The 17,192-nt window shown below is 42.6% G+C and carries 16 protein-coding genes; 10 read left to right on the top strand and 6 right to left on the bottom strand.

The window, feature by feature from the left end; genetic code table 11:
• Positions 1-247 precede the first annotated feature (247 nt).
• Both ACFO6W_RS22505 and ACFO6W_RS22510 read right to left on the bottom strand, forming a co-directional pair.
• On the bottom strand, positions 248-1,072 hold the full coding sequence (locus ACFO6W_RS22505) for an MBL fold metallo-hydrolase (RefSeq protein ID WP_380000723.1): 825 nt from the start codon (positions 1,070-1,072) through the stop codon (positions 248-250).
• A gap of 88 nt (positions 1,073-1,160) precedes the next feature.
• Positions 1,161-1,493, bottom strand: a complete 333-nt coding sequence (locus ACFO6W_RS22510; protein ID WP_380000725.1) for a zinc ribbon domain-containing protein YjdM — start codon at positions 1,491-1,493, stop codon at positions 1,161-1,163.
• A 308-nt stretch (positions 1,494-1,801) separates the two neighbouring features.
• Between ACFO6W_RS22510 and ACFO6W_RS22515 the strand changes: the two genes are divergently transcribed.
• The 10 genes from ACFO6W_RS22515 to ACFO6W_RS22560 all read left to right on the top strand — a co-directional run bounded on the left by ACFO6W_RS22515 (position 1,802) and on the right by ACFO6W_RS22560 (position 12,657).
• Positions 1,802-2,368 carry a hypothetical protein gene (locus ACFO6W_RS22515; protein ID WP_380000727.1) on the top strand — a complete coding sequence of 189 codons (567 nt, stop codon included), beginning with the start codon at positions 1,802-1,804 and terminating at the stop codon, positions 2,366-2,368.
• 506 nt (positions 2,369-2,874) lie between these two features.
• Complete coding sequence (locus tag ACFO6W_RS22520) at positions 2,875-3,606, top strand: lysophospholipid acyltransferase family protein (protein WP_380000729.1); 732 nt, start codon at positions 2,875-2,877, stop codon at positions 3,604-3,606.
• An 80-nt stretch (positions 3,607-3,686) separates the two neighbouring features.
• Positions 3,687-5,468, top strand: coding sequence for a LysM peptidoglycan-binding domain-containing protein (locus tag ACFO6W_RS22525; RefSeq protein WP_380000731.1), 1,782 nt, complete (start codon positions 3,687-3,689; stop codon positions 5,466-5,468).
• Between the two features lie 3 nt (positions 5,469-5,471).
• Entirely contained in the window at positions 5,472-6,194 is a 723-nt protein-coding gene (locus tag ACFO6W_RS22530) for a porin family protein (protein ID WP_380000733.1), read from the top strand.
• A gap of 1 nt (position 6,195) precedes the next feature.
• Positions 6,196-6,882: a methyltransferase domain-containing protein gene (locus ACFO6W_RS22535; protein WP_380000735.1), complete on the top strand. Its 687-nt coding sequence runs from the start codon at positions 6,196-6,198 to the stop codon at positions 6,880-6,882.
• 47 nt (positions 6,883-6,929) lie between these two features.
• The gene (locus tag ACFO6W_RS22540; protein ID WP_380000738.1) at positions 6,930-7,490 is read left to right on the top strand and encodes a cob(I)yrinic acid a,c-diamide adenosyltransferase; all 561 of its coding nucleotides are present in this window, start codon (positions 6,930-6,932) and stop codon (positions 7,488-7,490) included.
• Positions 7,491-7,554: 64 nt separating this feature from the next.
• Positions 7,555-7,776, top strand: coding sequence for a DUF2795 domain-containing protein (locus ACFO6W_RS22545; protein WP_006800744.1), 222 nt, complete (start codon positions 7,555-7,557; stop codon positions 7,774-7,776).
• A gap of 518 nt (positions 7,777-8,294) precedes the next feature.
• A complete protein-coding gene (mutS, locus tag ACFO6W_RS22550) occupies positions 8,295-10,877 on the top strand; it encodes a DNA mismatch repair protein MutS (RefSeq protein ID WP_380000793.1) in 2,583 nt (860 codons plus the stop codon).
• 87 nt (positions 10,878-10,964) lie between these two features.
• A complete protein-coding gene (locus ACFO6W_RS22555) occupies positions 10,965-11,906 on the top strand; it encodes a UDP-glucuronic acid decarboxylase family protein (RefSeq protein ID WP_380000741.1) in 942 nt (313 codons plus the stop codon).
• A gap of 34 nt (positions 11,907-11,940) precedes the next feature.
• Positions 11,941-12,657, top strand: a complete 717-nt coding sequence (locus ACFO6W_RS22560) for a glycosyltransferase family 2 protein (protein WP_380000743.1) — start codon at positions 11,941-11,943, stop codon at positions 12,655-12,657.
• Between the two features lie 12 nt (positions 12,658-12,669).
• On the opposite strand, the gene ACFO6W_RS22565 is transcribed toward ACFO6W_RS22560, so the two are convergent.
• The 4 genes from ACFO6W_RS22565 to ACFO6W_RS22580 are packed head-to-tail and all read right to left on the bottom strand — an operon-like array spanning position 12,670 to position 17,026.
• Positions 12,670-13,785, bottom strand: a complete 1,116-nt coding sequence (locus ACFO6W_RS22565) for a glycosyltransferase (protein ID WP_380000745.1) — start codon at positions 13,783-13,785, stop codon at positions 12,670-12,672.
• Complete coding sequence (locus ACFO6W_RS22570) at positions 13,782-14,825, bottom strand: glycosyltransferase family 9 protein (RefSeq protein WP_380000747.1); 1,044 nt, start codon at positions 14,823-14,825, stop codon at positions 13,782-13,784. The genes ACFO6W_RS22565 and ACFO6W_RS22570 overlap by 4 nt, the downstream gene beginning before the upstream one ends.
• Positions 14,826-14,854: 29 nt before the next feature.
• On the bottom strand, positions 14,855-15,463 hold the full coding sequence (locus ACFO6W_RS22575; protein ID WP_380000749.1) for a DUF4254 domain-containing protein: 609 nt from the start codon (positions 15,461-15,463) through the stop codon (positions 14,855-14,857).
• Between the two features lie 21 nt (positions 15,464-15,484).
• Positions 15,485-17,026, bottom strand: a complete 1,542-nt coding sequence (locus ACFO6W_RS22580) for a YifB family Mg chelatase-like AAA ATPase (protein ID WP_380000751.1) — start codon at positions 17,024-17,026, stop codon at positions 15,485-15,487.
• Between the last annotated feature and the right edge of the window lie 166 nt (positions 17,027-17,192).

The raw sequence follows: 17,192 nt of genomic DNA on the forward strand, positions 1-17,192 counted from the left end.
TTTTCGTTTGTTTTCTTGGCGAATTTTGGTGATAACTTTTAAAGGTAACAAAGGTAACACTTGTTTCAGTTAACAGTAAACAGTCATCAGTTAACAACTTGTATCTCGTGTCTTGTCTACTCGTATCTTGTTTACTTGTAACTCGTAACTGCTTTAATCAATACTTCAAAGAACTATCAGCTGATAGCTAACGGCTAAAAGCAATATATAGATAAAGTTCTTTTGAAATATTTACGAATCCGGCTTGTCAGAATTCTCTCAATCCCGAAACCTTATATCTGCTGAGGGTCTCCAGTTTTACATCCCTGTTTACGACAACGCCGTTGGTGGCCAATGCCTGTTCTACGGTCTTGAATGCGATTTCCGGATGGTTATTGTCCTGGCTGAGATGGCATAGCCAGATATTCCGGAGGTTTTCATTGTAGATACTCGCAATAAATTCGGCCGAAAGACGGTTGCTCAGGTGCCCCATACCGTTTTTTATCCGTTCCTTGAGATAATACGGGTATCTGCCTGTCTGAAGCATATATTCGTCATAGTTGGCTTCTATCACAAGGTGGTTGGCCCTGCACGCATAATTCCTTATTTTGTCGGTAATCCGGCCTATATCCGTTACGATGACAAGAGCCTGCCCGTCAAACTCGATGTGGTAGCCCACGTTTTCGATGCTGTCATGCGGCACATCAAAGGCTGTTATATTAAAGTCATCGATTGCAAACGCTATCTCTTTCTCTATGACCCTTTTTGATTGGTACAGCTTGGCCTGGACGACCCTGTTGCGCTGAATGCCTTCGTGTACGGTCTCGGTCGCATAAATAGGGATGTTATACTTGTCGCCGAAGCATCCGACGGTTTTGATGTGGTCGGCATGGTCGTGCGTGATAAGGATTGCTTTAATCTTCTCGAAAGCGACCCCGTATTCGCGTAATGCTTTCGTTACATTACGGATACCTATTCCGGCATCTATAAGGATACCGTTTTCTTTGGTTCCCAGATAGTAACAGTTTCCGCTGCTGCCGCTGCCCAGGCTGAAGAACTTATATTTGTATTGTGAAAATAAATCATATTGCATAGCGTGCAAAGTTAAGGAGTATCCGGATAAAAAAGATGTCCGTAACGTTAAAGTTATGAACACCTCCGGATATAATATGAGCAGGTCCTTATCCCTTTTTCAGGAAACAGGTTTTTAAAACGATGCCCGACCCGTCTATTTTGCAGTCTACTTCTGTCGGTTCTTCTGTCAGGCGGATGCTTTTTACTTTTGTTCCGCGCTTGATAACCATCGACGAACCTTTTACTTTCAGGTCTTTAATAACTGTAACAGCATCACCATCAAGCAATTCTGTACCATTGCTATCCCTGGGGGTTGTGTCTTCTGCTTCTGTGTTTGCTTCGCCTGTCCATTCGTGAAAGCAATCGGGGCAAACATATGCCGTACCGTCGAAATAAGTGTTTTCCATGCTGCACACCGGACAATTCGGAGTTCCTTCCATTTTTACTAATTTTTAGTGTTAAAAACACAAAGATAGCGCTTTTGATGTCTGTAACCAAAATCGGTACGTTCGGGTAAACGTTTCGGGATCGGGTCTGATGTCTGTCCGGGCGTATAATAAATCTCAGGTTACGACTTGACCTTTAGGAATTACTCAAATAAATTCGTCTTAAAAGTGAAAATTCAAAAATTCTACAAAATTGGCAGATATTTTTATGTCTGATTTAGTCTGACTGGTTTTTTCCATTAGGCTAAAATTAATTTATTAACCAAATGTCTGAACAGGAACAGACGTAAAATCAATTTGAAATGAAAAAATATTTATTATTATCTGCTATTGCAATGATCGTGTCGATTTTTTCTACTAATGCTCAGGAAGCCGGAAAGTTCAGAGGCGGATTAGACCTCGGTTATGCGATACCCAAAGGAGGAGGAGGTATTGGGGCTGCATTAGAGTTTAAATACAACCTGAAAGATAATATGAACGTGGGTATCCGTATCGAAGATGCGTTCATGGCTAAAGAAGTAGGAGAAGCTGAGGGAAGTGTATCAGGAAATGAAGCCTATCTGGCTACTTTCGATTACTATTTCAACAAGGGAACTTCCAGTTTTGCCCCATTTGTAGGCGCCGGTGCCGGCTATTACAGCTTGGCGACAATCAAAGTCAATGATACTGATCTGGGTGCTGATACATCCGGTAAGTTCGGCGGATTGTTAAGAGCAGGTTTCGAATATAAAAAATTCAGAATGGCAGCAAGCTATAATCTTGTTCCTTCTTCAAAGTTTGAAATTGGTAACCAGAGCATATCTTCTTCAAACGGCTATTTCTTAATAACTGTAGGATTCTATCTCGGCGGTGGTAGCTGGAAAAAATAATATTAAAGAAAAAATAGGTTATATCGTAATTGTATAATAAGGTTTCGTCAAGGAATTGGCGAAACCTTATTTATTTTTATAAAAAGGAGATAATAATGGCAGTAGTGGGGTTTTAATGTTCGATTTTTCTAATTCGCCTACCGGCTTATTTTTGGCTAACGCCGATTTACGGATTGGGTATCCCGCCTGCTGGACGAGGCCGGAACCGCGATGTGAAGGCAAGACAGAGGCTCTTCAGTCTTTAGCCCTATGTGCATAAGCCTACTCGTAACTTGTAACTGCCCACAGGGTGTAGTAACTTGTAACTAAAAATCGAACATTAAAACCCACCTACCAATTCGCATTAATAATCACAGGAACCGAGTATGTATATAATTTCCGGGATATTCAGGTCAGATAAATATTTTGAGAATCTTTCCATATCCGGAACAACTTCGTAGGAAAAACTTAAATACACTCTTAATTAAAAAATGTATTTTTGCATATTGAACCAGAATATCATAATTATGAAGAAAGTTATTCTCTTTCTGTACCAGCTGTTCATATTCGCCCCTATTTTTGTATTGGCGACTATTATTACGGCTGTCACAGTTATGATTGGCTGCCTTATAGGTGACCGTACATTTTGGGGTTATTATCCGCCTCGTCTTTGGAGCAAACTGTCCTGCCGGCTGGCCTTATGCCGGATTAAGGTTGTCCGCCACGGGAAACTCGACCCTGACCAATCATATGTATTTGTACCCAATCATCAGGGCGCCTTCGATATTTTCCTTATATACGGGTATCTGAACCAGAATATAAAATGGGTGCAGAAACAGGAACTGCGTAAAATCCCGTTTGTTGGTAAAGCCTCCGAAATTGCAGGACATGTATTTGTAGACCACTCCAACCTGAAATCGAGGAAAGAAACTATTATCAAAGCCGAAGAACAGCTTGGAGAAGGCTCTTCGATGGTAATATTCCCCGAAGGAGCAAGAACTAATACAGGTAAAATGGGGCGGTTCAAACGCGGAGCATTCGTTATTGCAAAAGAAATGGGATTGCCTGTTGTACCGGTTACAGTAAACGGCCCTTTCGACCTGATGAGAATAAACACATACCTCATCAATCCCTGCAAACTTGAACTAATTGTCCATGAACCCATTTCTACAGATAACCTTACCGATGAGAATATGCCGCAGTTTATTGACAACTGCCGGGAAACCGTATATTCCGGATTATGGGAAAAATATAAATAACAAAGAGTAATAAAAAACGTTATATCTGAATACGAAACCATTTTTTTGTATTTTTGTGCCTTTACTTAACAACAATCAGCATGAAATCTAAATTTAAGAATATACTATTCCTATCATTGATTCTGTTAGCTGCATCTGCATTGGACCTGTCTGCTGAAGGACATAATGATTTGAATATAGCGAGTGCCACAGCAGTTGAGCAGGCGCCGGATGCTGTTATCACACATACTGTAGTGAAAGGGGAAACCGCGTACTCCATAGCCGCTGCATATAACACCACCGTGCAATCCATTTACAGACTTAACCCGGAGGCCGAAAAGGGAATCAAAGCCGGAAATAAGCTGAAAATAGAAAAAGGGCGGAAAGTGGCAAATTACAGCAGTCATCTGATTGAGCCGAAAGAAACGCTCTATTCCGTATCGCGGATGTATCATATATCCGTGGACAACCTCAAAGACGCAAATCCGGGACTGGACGAAAAGACATTCAGCAAGGGGAAAACCATCCGTATTCCTGTGTTTACAGGCGGATATGCGACTATAGCCCCAACCGTGACAAACGGAGGATATGCAAGCCCGAATATGGAATACAAAGTACAAAAAGGCGAAACGCTATACAGTATAGGGAAAAACCAGGGCATATCCGTAGAAGCTCTCCTGAATTCAAACCCCTCGTTGAAAGACGGCGGATTGAAAGAGGGAATGACTCTGGTTATCCCAAGAAGGCAGATACAGGAGCCAAGGCTTACCACCAATGAACAAAAGGCTGTACGGACAGAAACCCCCTATGCTACAAAAGGAGAGACAGTCCGTATAGGAGTCCTGCTTCCGTTCCTTGACAATCACGGCAGCATCCAGAAAGAAAAACTGGCCGAATATTACGAAGGCTTCCTGTTGGCCGTTAAGGAAATGAAAAGCAGAGGCCTTAACGCCGAGATATATGCCTTCGACATCGGAACCGAAAAGAGTACGAAAAAACTTGAAAGCCTGCTGGGTACAAACGAAATAAAAAATCTCCATCTGATAATCGGAGGCGTATCCAAGCAGCAGATAGATGTATTGACCAAATTCTCTAAGAAAACAGGGATTAAATACGTTATACCTTTCGGTTCGACAAATGACATAGAAAATACACCGACATTATTTCAGATGACCACATCCCATTCAAGCCTGTACACTGAAATATCATCTGCATTCAAGGACAAGTTCAGGGACTACAATATAATCTTCGTCTCCGAAGCTGGCTCTGACAATGATAAATCAGACTTCACGAACACCCTGAAAAAAGAACTGTCAAAGTCGAATATACCCTTCAAATCCACTGCAAGTTCCGACAATCTGATTACAGATATAAGGAATGTGATGGAAGGTACAGAAAAGAACATACTGATTCCTGCCTCCTCGTCAGAAATCACGCTGCGCAAAGTGCTGGCCGCAATGAATTCGCTGACTACAGAAGCCGTAACCCTGTTCGGTTACCCCGAGTGGCAGACATATTCACAGCATACGGGCGGGTTGCATAAATACGACTCTTACATCTACAGTATATTCTTCCTCGATGAACAACAGAATGATGTCAAAGACTTTGTAAGCGAATACAAAAAATGGTACAATAAGAACCTTATAAATTCATATCCCAAATACGGCTATCTGGGATACGACGCAGGACTTTATTTCCTGACAGCACTCAACAGATACGGCAGCAGTTTTGAGAACAATATATCTAACCTCAAAGTTCCTACCCTGCAATCAGCCGCGCACTTCCAACGCATAAACGACAGGGGAGGATTCATCAACAACGGGTTATACCTTATCCAGTATAAAACAGGATCAGGCATTGAAAAAACAGATATCAGCAGATAAAAAATGACAAACAGATTCTTTATCCTATTATTGTTGTCGTCACTCTTTACCGTTGTCGCAAACGGACAGGACAAAAAGTTCGAACCTGAGTGGAACATAGGTGTCGGATTCGGCCCTACGCTTTCATCCGTCAGCTTCGACCCCAACAGGGCACTGAATGACGGGGGAACTATAAGTACCAAAAACCTCCAGCAATATTCCGGGGGGCTTGCTATACGCTATATTTCCGAAAAGAATCTGGGGCTGATAGCCGAACTGAACTATTCTCAACAAGGATGGGAGCAATACTTTGAGCCGAGCGAATCGGGAGAACTGTCCCCATACCAGCATTCCCATCAATTAAATTACCTGGAATTGCCTATACTTACCCATATCTACTTTGGAAATAAGGTACGTGTCTTCTTCAATCTGGGGCCCAAGCTCAGCTTCCTCCTCAACGACAGTGAAAAGATGAACCAGGCACTATCCGACGCACTGGCAAGCGGCAGTCTGAGCCCTTCTTTTATGACATATCAGTATTACCGTAAGCCCGAGAGAAAGATAGATTACGCCCTTATGGGAGGCATGGGGCTCGAATTCAGGTCGGGCATCGGTCATTTTGCATTGGAAGGACGATATACATTCGGCCTTGGAGATATTTACAAAAACAGTAAATCCGATTTTTTCAACCGCTCTGCCAACAGGGTTATTTCGGTTAAGTTGACCTACTACGTTAAGCTATTCTGATATGCCGCGCATATACAAACTTTCAAGGACAGGATTGAAATTATTATATAAAGTACGCCATCACCGGGGACATGGCATACATTCCCCCTTTGTCTTCAATCTGGTGACAAAAGTCATAGAAGAAAAAGCACCCTACCACGCCTATGACGATATAAAATTCGCGCTTGACAGCCTGAAAGAAAAACATTTCAAGCTCAACAAACAGAATAAGCTGATGTTTAAGCTGGCCAATCACTTCGAGGTGAAAAGGGTTCTGGAAATAGGTTCCGGCTTTGGGGTTAACTCCCTATGCCTGACAGCACCGTATTCCAATACAGAATGTACATGCATAGAAATATCGGAACAGAAAGCAGCCCTGGCCCGCAAATTGTACCATAACTGGGCAAGGAAGATAAATCTGCATACAGAAGCGGCGCTACCCGTTCTAACAAATAAGCAGGACTGCATATTGATCGACCTCAACAACTACAATCATCTGCCGGCAGATATAAACAAGTACCTGTCGGAACTTTCTCACGAAAAAACATTCATTATTGTGAAAGGTATCCGAACAAATAAACGCTACCAGATGTTATGGAGAAGTATTTTAAATATAGAGTCGCGGACAGCTGTACTCGATCTGTTCAATACCGGAATTTTATTTTTCGACAGACAGTTGTACAGATGGAATTATCAGATAAGTTTTTAGGGCTGCAGGCCTCTTTAATATTCACGGTTTAAACAGATCATTGATAGATGAAGAAAAGCTTGGTATATACAAAAACGGGAGATAAGGGAACAACTTCCCTTGTCGGAGGAAAACGGGTAGCTAAATCCCATGTCAGGCTCGAAGCTTATGGCACTGCCGACGAGCTGAATTCTTTCGTCGGATTTCTGATAGAAGAAATAGACGACAAACATGACCTGGAAACATTATCCTATATTCAGCATAAATTGTTCACGGTAGGTTCATATCTTGCCACTGAAACCGAAGCGATGCCCCCCAAAGCAGCAAGTATCATTACAGAAAAAGATATAGCGCTGCTGGAAAACGAGATGGACAGGATGGACAGCGAACTGCCGTCTCTTCGCCAATTCGTATTACCGGGAGGAAGCGAGTCCGCATCACGGGCACATATATGCCGGACAGTCTGCCGGAGAACCGAACGTTGCATATACCGGGTGAAGGAAGAATTTCCGGTGGATGAACACGTTTTAATGTTCGTAAACCGGCTCTCAGATTACTTTTTCTTACTAGCCAGGAAAGAAAGTAACAAGAAAGGAAAAGAAATATTTTGGAATCAGACTTTGATATAAGAAATAAAGTTCTATTTTTGCGAAAATATAACCAAACCGGCAAAATAAATAAAACTAAGATATTATGTACTGGACTTTAGAACTTGCATCGAAATTAGAAGATGCACCATGGCCTGCAACAAAGGAAGAGTTAATAGACTATGCTCAACGTTCAGGCGCCCCCCTGGAAGTAATAGAAAACTTACAGGAGATCGAGGATGAGGATGAAATCTTTGATACAATCGAAGATATCTGGCCCGATTATCCGAGCAAAGAAGACTTCTTCTTCAACGAAGACGAATATTAGCCTAAAGATGCTGTAAAAGACTCTTTTAAAAGAAAGTAACTGAAAAGAGATTGGGGTGAAAATTCACTCTGATCTCTTTTTGTGTTTTTCCGGATCTGGCTTTGGACAAAAAATGGTTAAGCTATGTTATTTATGCGAATTATTAATAAATCTCTAAAACTTTATCTATACAATATCCGGGGAGAGTTACACGAAGAGCGCAAAGAGAAAAAGAAATTTTTGTCATGTACTATGGCAAATCTGTCACTTTTGTAACCTTTTTCCGGCTTGGCGCCTTTGCGGGATCTCCTTTATCCATAGATAAAATATTCTTTGAAGGAAACTGATAAATGAAAAATATGTGCAAAAAGTGTCAAGTTTGTCAAGTTTTACACAGAAGCTGCAAGCAAACGAATTATTAATTCTTCATTCTTAATTATTAATTATTTTCTATCTTTGCTTACTTGTAATTTAACTATAAAGAATACATCTAAATAAACATAATAACTGTGTCGAAGAAAGTAGCCGAAACCCCGTTGATGAAACAATATCTGGAAATCAAGAGTAAACATCCTGATGCTATATTGCTGTTTCGTGTGGGTGACTTTTACGAGACTTTTTCACAAGATGCCATCGATGCCGCCGAGATACTGGGGATAACACTTACCCGGCGGGCCAATGGATCAGCACAATTTGTCGAACTGGCCGGATTTCCTCACCATGCACTGGATACTTATCTGCCGAAACTGGTACGGGCAGGTAAACGAGTCGCTATCTGCGACCAGCTGGAAGACCCAAAGCTGACCAAAACAATTGTAAAACGGGGAATTACGGAACTTGTCACTCCCGGGGTATCCATTAATGACAATATCCTCAATCATAAAGAGAACAATTTTCTCTGTGCGGTACATTTTGCGAAAAGCAGCTGTGGCATTTCACTGCTCGATATTTCCACAGGGGAATATCTTGTAGCGGAAGGAACTAAGGAATATGTAGACAAACTGCTCACCAACTTCTCCCCGAAAGAAGTCCTGGTGGAAAGAAGCAAGAAAAAGCTGTTTGAAGAATATTTCGGAACACGTTTCTTCATATTCGAGCTCGACGACTGGGTATTTACGGAAGATACTGCCAGAGACAGGCTGTTGAAACACTTTGAAACAAAGAACCTGAAAGGATTCGGCGTAGAACATCTGACAAACGGGGTAATCGCGGCAGGAACGATCCTCCATTATCTCGATGTCACCCAACATACACAGATAGGGCATATCACTTCGCTTTCCCGCATAGAGGAAGATAAGTACGTCCGTCTGGATAAATTCACAGTCCGCAGCCTCGAACTCATTTCCACCATGAACGAAGGAGGAAAAAGCCTCCTCGACATTCTGGACAGGACAACATCGCCGATGGGCGCGCGTATGCTTCGCCGCTGGATGGTATTCCCGCTGAAAGAAGCAAAGCCTATAAACAGCCGGCTATCCGTAGTTGAATACTTCTTCAGGGATCTGGAATTAAAAGGCCTGCTGGAAGAACAACTTTCATTAATCGGAGACCTGGAACGCATTATATCCAAAGTAGCCGTAAACAGAATTACCCCGCGTGAAGTAGTCCAGTTGAAAGTGGCATTAAAAGCCATAGAGCCGATACGTGAGGCATTCCTGGCATCAAGTGAACCGAGCCTGAGGGAAATAGGGGAAAAACTCAACCCCTGTCCTGTTATCCGCGACCGCATAGAGAAAGAGATATATCCCGATCCACCCGCAATGCTGAATCGTGGGAACGTTATAAGCAAAGGGGTAAACGCCGACCTCGACGAGTTACGTGATATTGCTTTCTCCGGAAAAGATTACCTGCTGAAAATACAACAACGGGAGACTGAAGCCACCGGCATCTCCTCTCTCAAGATAAGTTTCAACAGTGTATTCGGTTATTATATCGAAGTCCGGAACGCGCACAAGGATAAAGTTCCGGCCGAATGGATACGTAAGCAGACACTGGTAAATGCAGAACGTTATATCACACAGGAACTGAAAGACTATGAAGAGAAGATCCTGGGTGCGGAAGAGAAGATTCTGTCCCTCGAAACATCTCTTTTTAACGATCTTGTACTCAGCCTTGTAGAATACATACCAACTATACAGGTGAACGCGAACCTGATCGCGCAGACCGACTGCCTGCTCTCGTTTGCCAAAGTAGCCAAGGAGAACAAATATATCCGTCCCGAGATCAATGACACGGATGCATTGAAGATAAAGAACGGCCGCCATCCGGTCATTGAAAAGCAGTTGCCATTAGGCGAATCCTATATAACAAACGACGTCTTTCTGGATAGCAATTCGCAGCAAATCATTATCATAACCGGACCGAATATGGCCGGTAAATCGGCCCTGCTCCGTCAAACGGCTTTGATTACACTGATGGCGCAAGCCGGTAGTTTTGTCCCTGCCGAATCTGCCCAGATAGGGCTGGTAGACAAGATATTCACCCGCGTAGGGGCATCGGATAATATTTCACTGGGCGAATCAACCTTTATGGTGGAAATGAATGAAGCGTCTGATATATTGAATAATCTCTCTCCGCGAAGTCTCGTCCTGTTCGACGAATTAGGCCGGGGAACGAGCACTTATGACGGTATATCCATTGCATGGGCTATTGTGGAATACATTCACGAACATCCGAAGGCAAAAGCAAAGACCCTGTTTGCCACGCACTACCATGAACTGAATGAGATGGAGAAGTCTTTCAAACGGATCAAAAACTTCAATGTTTCGGTCAAGGAAGTGGATAACAAAGTGATATTCCTGCGCAAACTTATACCGGGTGGCAGCGAACACAGCTTCGGTATTCATGTGGCCAAGATGGCCGGCATGCCTCAGAGCATCGTGAAACGGGCGAATAATATACTGAAACAATTGGAAACTGATAACCGTAAACAGGGAATATCAAAGCCTATCACCGATATCAAAGAAAACAGGGAGGGTTACCAGCTTAGTTTCTTCCAGTTGGACGACCCTGTGCTTAGCCAGGTGAGGGATGAAATAAAGTCGCTGGATGTCAATAACCTTACACCAATGGAAGCCTTAAACAAGCTGAATGATATAAAGAAAATAGTTTCAGGTAAATAAAGTGTTAAAGAATTTCAGACAGATTGTATTTTTTTATTCCTTTGTATTCCGAAACGAACTTACAAACAATAAGATAGACCAAGAAAAATGACTCGAAGAAAAATACTTGTAACAGGGGGAGCCGGATTTATCGGGTCACATCTGTGCGAAAGGCTTCTGAGCGAAGGCAATGAAGTATTATGCCTAGACAATTATTTCACCGGCTCTAAAGAGAATGTCGTCCATTTACTGGACAACCCCTACTTTGAATTAATAAGGCATGATATCGTTCATCCATTTCATGTGGATGTAGATCAAATATACAACCTTGCATGTCCTGCTTCGCCGGTTCATTACCAGTACAATGCCATCAAGACCATTAAGACTTCCGTCATGGGGGCCATCAATATGCTTGGACTGGCAAAACGCCTGAAAGCGAAAGTACTTCAGGCTTCGACAAGCGAGGTCTATGGCGATCCTCATATACACCCTCAGCCCGAGTCATATTGGGGAAATGTAAACCCTATCGGGATACGCTCTTGTTATGATGAAGGAAAACGCTGTGCCGAGACATTGTTTATGGATTATCACCGTCAGAACGGGGTAAGGATCAAAATAGTCCGCATATTCAACACATATGGTCCCCGCATGAATCCGGAAGATGGACGTGTGGTTTCGAACTTTATAGTGCAGGCACTGAAAGGGGAAGATATTACGATATACGGGGATGGGACACAGACCCGTAGCTTCCAGTATGTGGATGATATGGTGGAAGCCATGATAAGAATGATGGCCACCGATGATTCGTTTACTGGGCCTGTAAATACAGGTAATCCGGGTGAATTTACCATGATTGAGCTGGCCAGACTGATATTGGAGCTGACAGGTTCCAAATCAAAATTAGTATTCGAGCCTCTGCCAAGTGATGATCCTAAACAAAGGAAACCCGACATTACCCTGGCTAAAGAAAAACTGGACTGGGAGCCCAAAATACAGTTGAGAGAAGGGTTGATAAAAACGATAGCATATTTCGATAACATATTGGAATAAAGGATTTTTACGAAGACATAAATATAACATAAACATGAAACTTTCAATCGTTATTCCTGCATACAACGAAGCCAGGACAATACATTTAATACTTAATAAAGTTTTGGCTGTAAACCTTATCGGTAATTTCGACAAAGAGATTATCATTGTTAACGACTGCTCAAAAGATGATACCGTCGAGGTTGTAAAAGCCTATATGGCCGAGCATCCGCAGGCAGATATGAGGCTTTTCGAACAACCCGTGAATATGGGCAAAGGAGCTGCTCTGCACAGGGGCATCAAAGAAGCTGCAGGAGACTATATAATCATACAAGATGCCGATCTTGAATATGATCCGGAGGAGTACAATATCTTATTGAAGCCTGTAATAGACGGATTTGCTGATGTTGTATTCGGCTCAAGGTTTATGGGAGGAAAGCCTCATCGCATACTCTTTTTCTGGCATTCTATCGGGAACCAGATATTGACATTTGTCTCCAATATGTTTACCAACCTTAATCTTTCGGATATGGAAACATGCTATAAACTCTTCCGTTCAGATATTATCAAGTCTATCCCATTACAGGAGAGGCGTTTCGGTTTTGAGCCGGAAGTGACAGCCAAGGTGGCGAGATATCCCAACGTGAGAATCTATGAAGTAGGTATTTCTTATTATGGCCGTACTTACGAAGAAGGTAAGAAGATAGGCTGGAAAGATGGTGTAAGAGCCTTTATATGCATGCTTAAATATGGATTATTCGGCATGAAGTAATCAGATGATATATTACAATGTAGAGAAGAAAGATTCGATTGACCGGGTGAAATTACCCCACGACAAACGTTTCTTCTCTCTTTTGAGATTATCCCTGTAGGATTGTATATCCGAATCGAAAAATTCTCTTATGCCTTTAGCTACATCTCCGGAAGCAGGCTCCGGTACCACCAAACCCGTATTTGAGTCCTTAACAGTAGTGCCTAATGCTCCTACATCCGTAGCTACCATAGGCAGTTCCATCTGATAGGCCAAGGCTACCACCCCGCTTTGAGTAGCGGACTTATATGGCAGAACCAGTACATCTGCGGCAGAGAATAAGGTTGAAACCATATCATCGGGGATATATTGCTCAAAGACGACGATATTGTCTTTTAAAGGAGATTGATTAATCAGTTCTGCATATTTGTCAAAACTGCCATAACTCTCTCCGGCTATAATCAATTGATAGGAGCCATCCAGCACTCCCATCGCCTCGATAAGTATATCCAGGCCTTTATAATCCCGTATAAGTCCGAAGAAAAGGAGGTTCTTCTTATCATCTCTAATTCCCAGCCTTTTACATGCGGCGGCTTTATCCGTACGCTCAGCATACTGGTCATATATAGGATGTGGCTGTAATAGTATCCGCGCATCTTTTTTCAGGGAGAGTAAATCCTGCCGGACAGGCTCACTCATAACAATAAATGCATTACATCTATTGAAGAAAAAGCGGGCAAAAGACTTATCCACAAACCTTTTCTCATGAGGAATGGCATTGTGAACGAGAGCCACTATTTTAGTCCTTTTATTAAGGAAAAGACACACCGAGCCATAGGCCGGCGCAAGAAAAGACATCCAGTAAGGTATAATAAGCAGATCGGGAGCATACTTATTGATACATCTGGCTGTACGGATATAGCTAAAAGGATTTATACTGTTCAATACACGGATACTATCGACCACTGTGGCTGTATCTCCTTCGGCTACATATTGCGTTTTACCCGGAAAAAGAAGATCGGGATAAAGAGTTGTAAATGTAAATGCTTTCACCTCATTGTGCCCGGAAAGCTCAGTGTACAACCGGGCATTAAGCTGTGCCAGCCCTCCCCTGTACGGATAGAACGGTGAAAGGATCGCAATTTTCATGGCTCTGTCTTGTCTAAAACCTTGTGGATTCGGGAAACAACGGACTCTGCTGTAATTCTTTCCATACAGGCATATTCCTCGTCCCCTCTCTGGCAAGGCAGTTCCCCAAAAACCGAACATGGCCTGCAATCTAAATCGACCTGTATGGCATTTGCTATATCCTGTCTGAATCCATAGAAGCCAATTGCAGGATGGGTTGCTCCCCACACGGATACTACCGGCACCTGTACCAATGAGGCAAGATGCATGTTAGCCGAATCCATCGACAGCATGACATCCAGATATGAGATAAGAAGTATTTCTTTCTGCAAATTAAGCTTTCCGGTAAGGTCAATTGTATTCGGATACTTCGATGCCCAATGGGACAACACTCTTCGCTCTTCTTTTTCCGAACCGAATAAGAATATAGTAATACCTTCTTCCTTTGACAATATATCAATTACCTTCGACATCTTCTCCAAAGGATATATCTTACCCCTATGCTTAGAGAAAGGGGCTATACCTACCCACTTACCATCCTTTTCTTTAACGACGGATTTAAGATCCGTAAAATTCCGCGGGACGAAATCAAAGAAATTATTAAATACCATTGGCGCAGGAAAGCCCAGTTTATCAAAAACCTCCTGATAACGCTGCATGGTATGTTTAAGCGGTGGTTCCAGCTGTTTATGAGCTATCGCAGATCTTTTCTCATTCTTACCTTTATCGATATGCGCGACCTTACGCCCCATTAGAAGCATAGAATGACGAATAGCTTTGGAACGCAAGACATCGTGCACATCAGCTACATGGGAAAACCTCATGGCAGACAGCCGTCTCATCACTCTGAAATAACCTGTTATTCCCCGGTACCTACGCTTAATGTCGAGAGGAATGACATTGATGTTAAACCCCAGATTTTCGAATAATGGAGCGAATGCTTTCCGGGTCATTACAGAAAAACGATCCTGTGGATATTTTGCTGCAACAGAATATACTACCGGAACGAGCATAGCTACATCTCCGAAAGAAGATATCCGTATTACCAGGACTTTAGACATAATTGTATCGTTTGTAAATTGACTGCAAGTTATTGTGTTTTAGTATATAATACCGGATTAAGGCTAGGATCGTTATACATTTTCATCTGCTTATATACTTTCATATATTTCTTTCCTGCCTCTATATCCTCTAATAATTCTTCTATAGCCGTAGAAAGGTCCTTACGCTGCGTAAGTAAAACCTGAAGCTTCTTCGATGCTTGCCCGTGATGATCTGCTGTCGTGTTTTTCCTGTCCACTTCCTGTTGCATGTGGTATATCTTAAGAGCAAGGATAGACAAACGGTCTATTGCCCACGCCGGGCTTTCCGTATTGATCCGGGCCTCAGGCAATACTTTTATATCTTTATATTTATCAAGGAAATAACTGTCTATCAGTTCCACCAGATCTGTCCTGTCCTGATTCGATTTATCGATACGGCGCTTTATAAGCAAAGCTTCCGACGGATCGATGTCCGGGTCGCGGATAATATCTTCCAGATGCCACTGAACCGTATCTATCCAGTTTTTAAGATACAGAAAATATTCTATTGATTTCTCAGTATAAGGGTTATTGATGGGACTATCTACACTGTTCGTTTTGTGATAATCATTAATTGATTTTTCAAAGATAGAATTACTCAAACCGGTAAATTTCATGATTTGTTCTTTATATTAATATTATTTCTCAGCCCAGGTTTCCCGGTCTAAATTACGATAGTTTATGGCTTCCGCCAAATGTTTCGGCTGTATTTTTTCGGAACTATCCAAATCCGCAATTGTACGCGACACTTTCAATATCCTGTCATAAGCTCTCGCCGACAGATTGAACCGGTCCATTGCCGTTTTTAACAGCTGCAATCCTGTATCGTCAGGAGACGCGTACCTGGCAAGAAGCCGGGGTGTCATTTGCGCATTACAATATATCCCGTCCTCATCCTTAAAGCGCTGTTCTTGTATTTCCCTTGCTTTTATAACACGTTCTCTGATAGATTCGCTTGCTTCGGCAGGTGTCTTATCCGATATCTTCTCGAACGGTACGGGAACTATCTCGATGTGTATATCTATACGGTCGAGAAGCGGTCCCGATATCTTGTTCAGATATTTCTGAACAGCTCCACCAGGGCAGACGCATTCCTTCTCGGGATGGTTATAGTAGCCGCAAGGGCATGGATTCATCGATGAAACCAACATAAAGCTGGCCGGATATTCGACAGAAAATTTAGATCTCGAAATGGATATCTTCCTGTCTTCGAGTGGTTGCCGCATAACTTCCAGCACGCTCCTGCTAAATTCAGGTAATTCGTCAAGAAAGAGAACCCCGTTGTGCGCCAGGCTTATCTCTCCGGGTTGGGGATAGGCGCCACCGCCAACGAGAGCCACATCGGAAATAGTATGATGTGGACTCCGGAACGGCCGTTGAGCCATCAAGGATGTTTCATTCCCTATCTTACCCGCCACACTATGTATCTTTGTCGTTTCCAGGGCTTCCTGTAAAATAAAAGGAGGAAGAATAGAAGGCATACGTTTCGCCATCATAGACTTACCTGCACCCGGCGGACCTATCATTATCAGATTGTGCCCACCCGAGGCTGCGACCTCCAATGCCCGTTTCACGTTCTCCTGCCCTTTTACATCAGCAAAGTCAAATTCGAAAACCTGCCGGGAACTGTAAAATTCGGCACGGGTATCCACTATAGTCTTTTCCAGTTCTGTATCCCCATTAAAGAAGCCGGCTACCTCGCTTATGTTATCCACGCCGTACACGTCCAGATTATCGACCACTGCCGCTTCCCGCGCATTTTTGCGGGGCAGCACTAGACCTTTGAAACCAAGCTCCCTGGCTTTTATAGCTATAGGAAGCACTCCTTTTATGGGAAGAATGGTACCATCGAGCGATAGTTCTCCCATAATCATATAGTTTTCCAGCTTATCAGCTTTCAGGCTGTCCGAAGCTGCCAGTATTCCCATAGCCAAAGGCAGGTCATATGCTGTACCTTCTTTCCGTATATCGGCCGGGGACATGTTGATAACTATCTGTTGCCGGGGAAATTTGTACCCGTTTATCTGCAGAGCCGAGACTATACGCTCATGGCTTTCCTTTACCGATGCGTCAGGCAATCCGACAAGCATAAATTTTATGCCTTTCGAACAATTTACTTCTATTGTAATCAATGTTGCGAGTATACCTTGTACAGCTGCGCCAAAAACCTTAACTAACATCTAAAGGAGTAAAAATGAGTAACAAGGAGCAAAGATAAAAAACAATTAATAATTAAGAATGAAAAATTAATAATTTATTTGCTTGCAGCTTCTGCCTAAAAATTGACAAACTTTACACTTTTTGCACATATTTTTCATTTATCAGTTTTCTTCAAAGAATATTTTA

Source organism: Dysgonomonas termitidis (genome assembly GCF_042654545.1).
Taxonomy (GTDB): Bacteria; Bacteroidota; Bacteroidia; order Bacteroidales; family Dysgonomonadaceae; genus Dysgonomonas; species Dysgonomonas termitidis.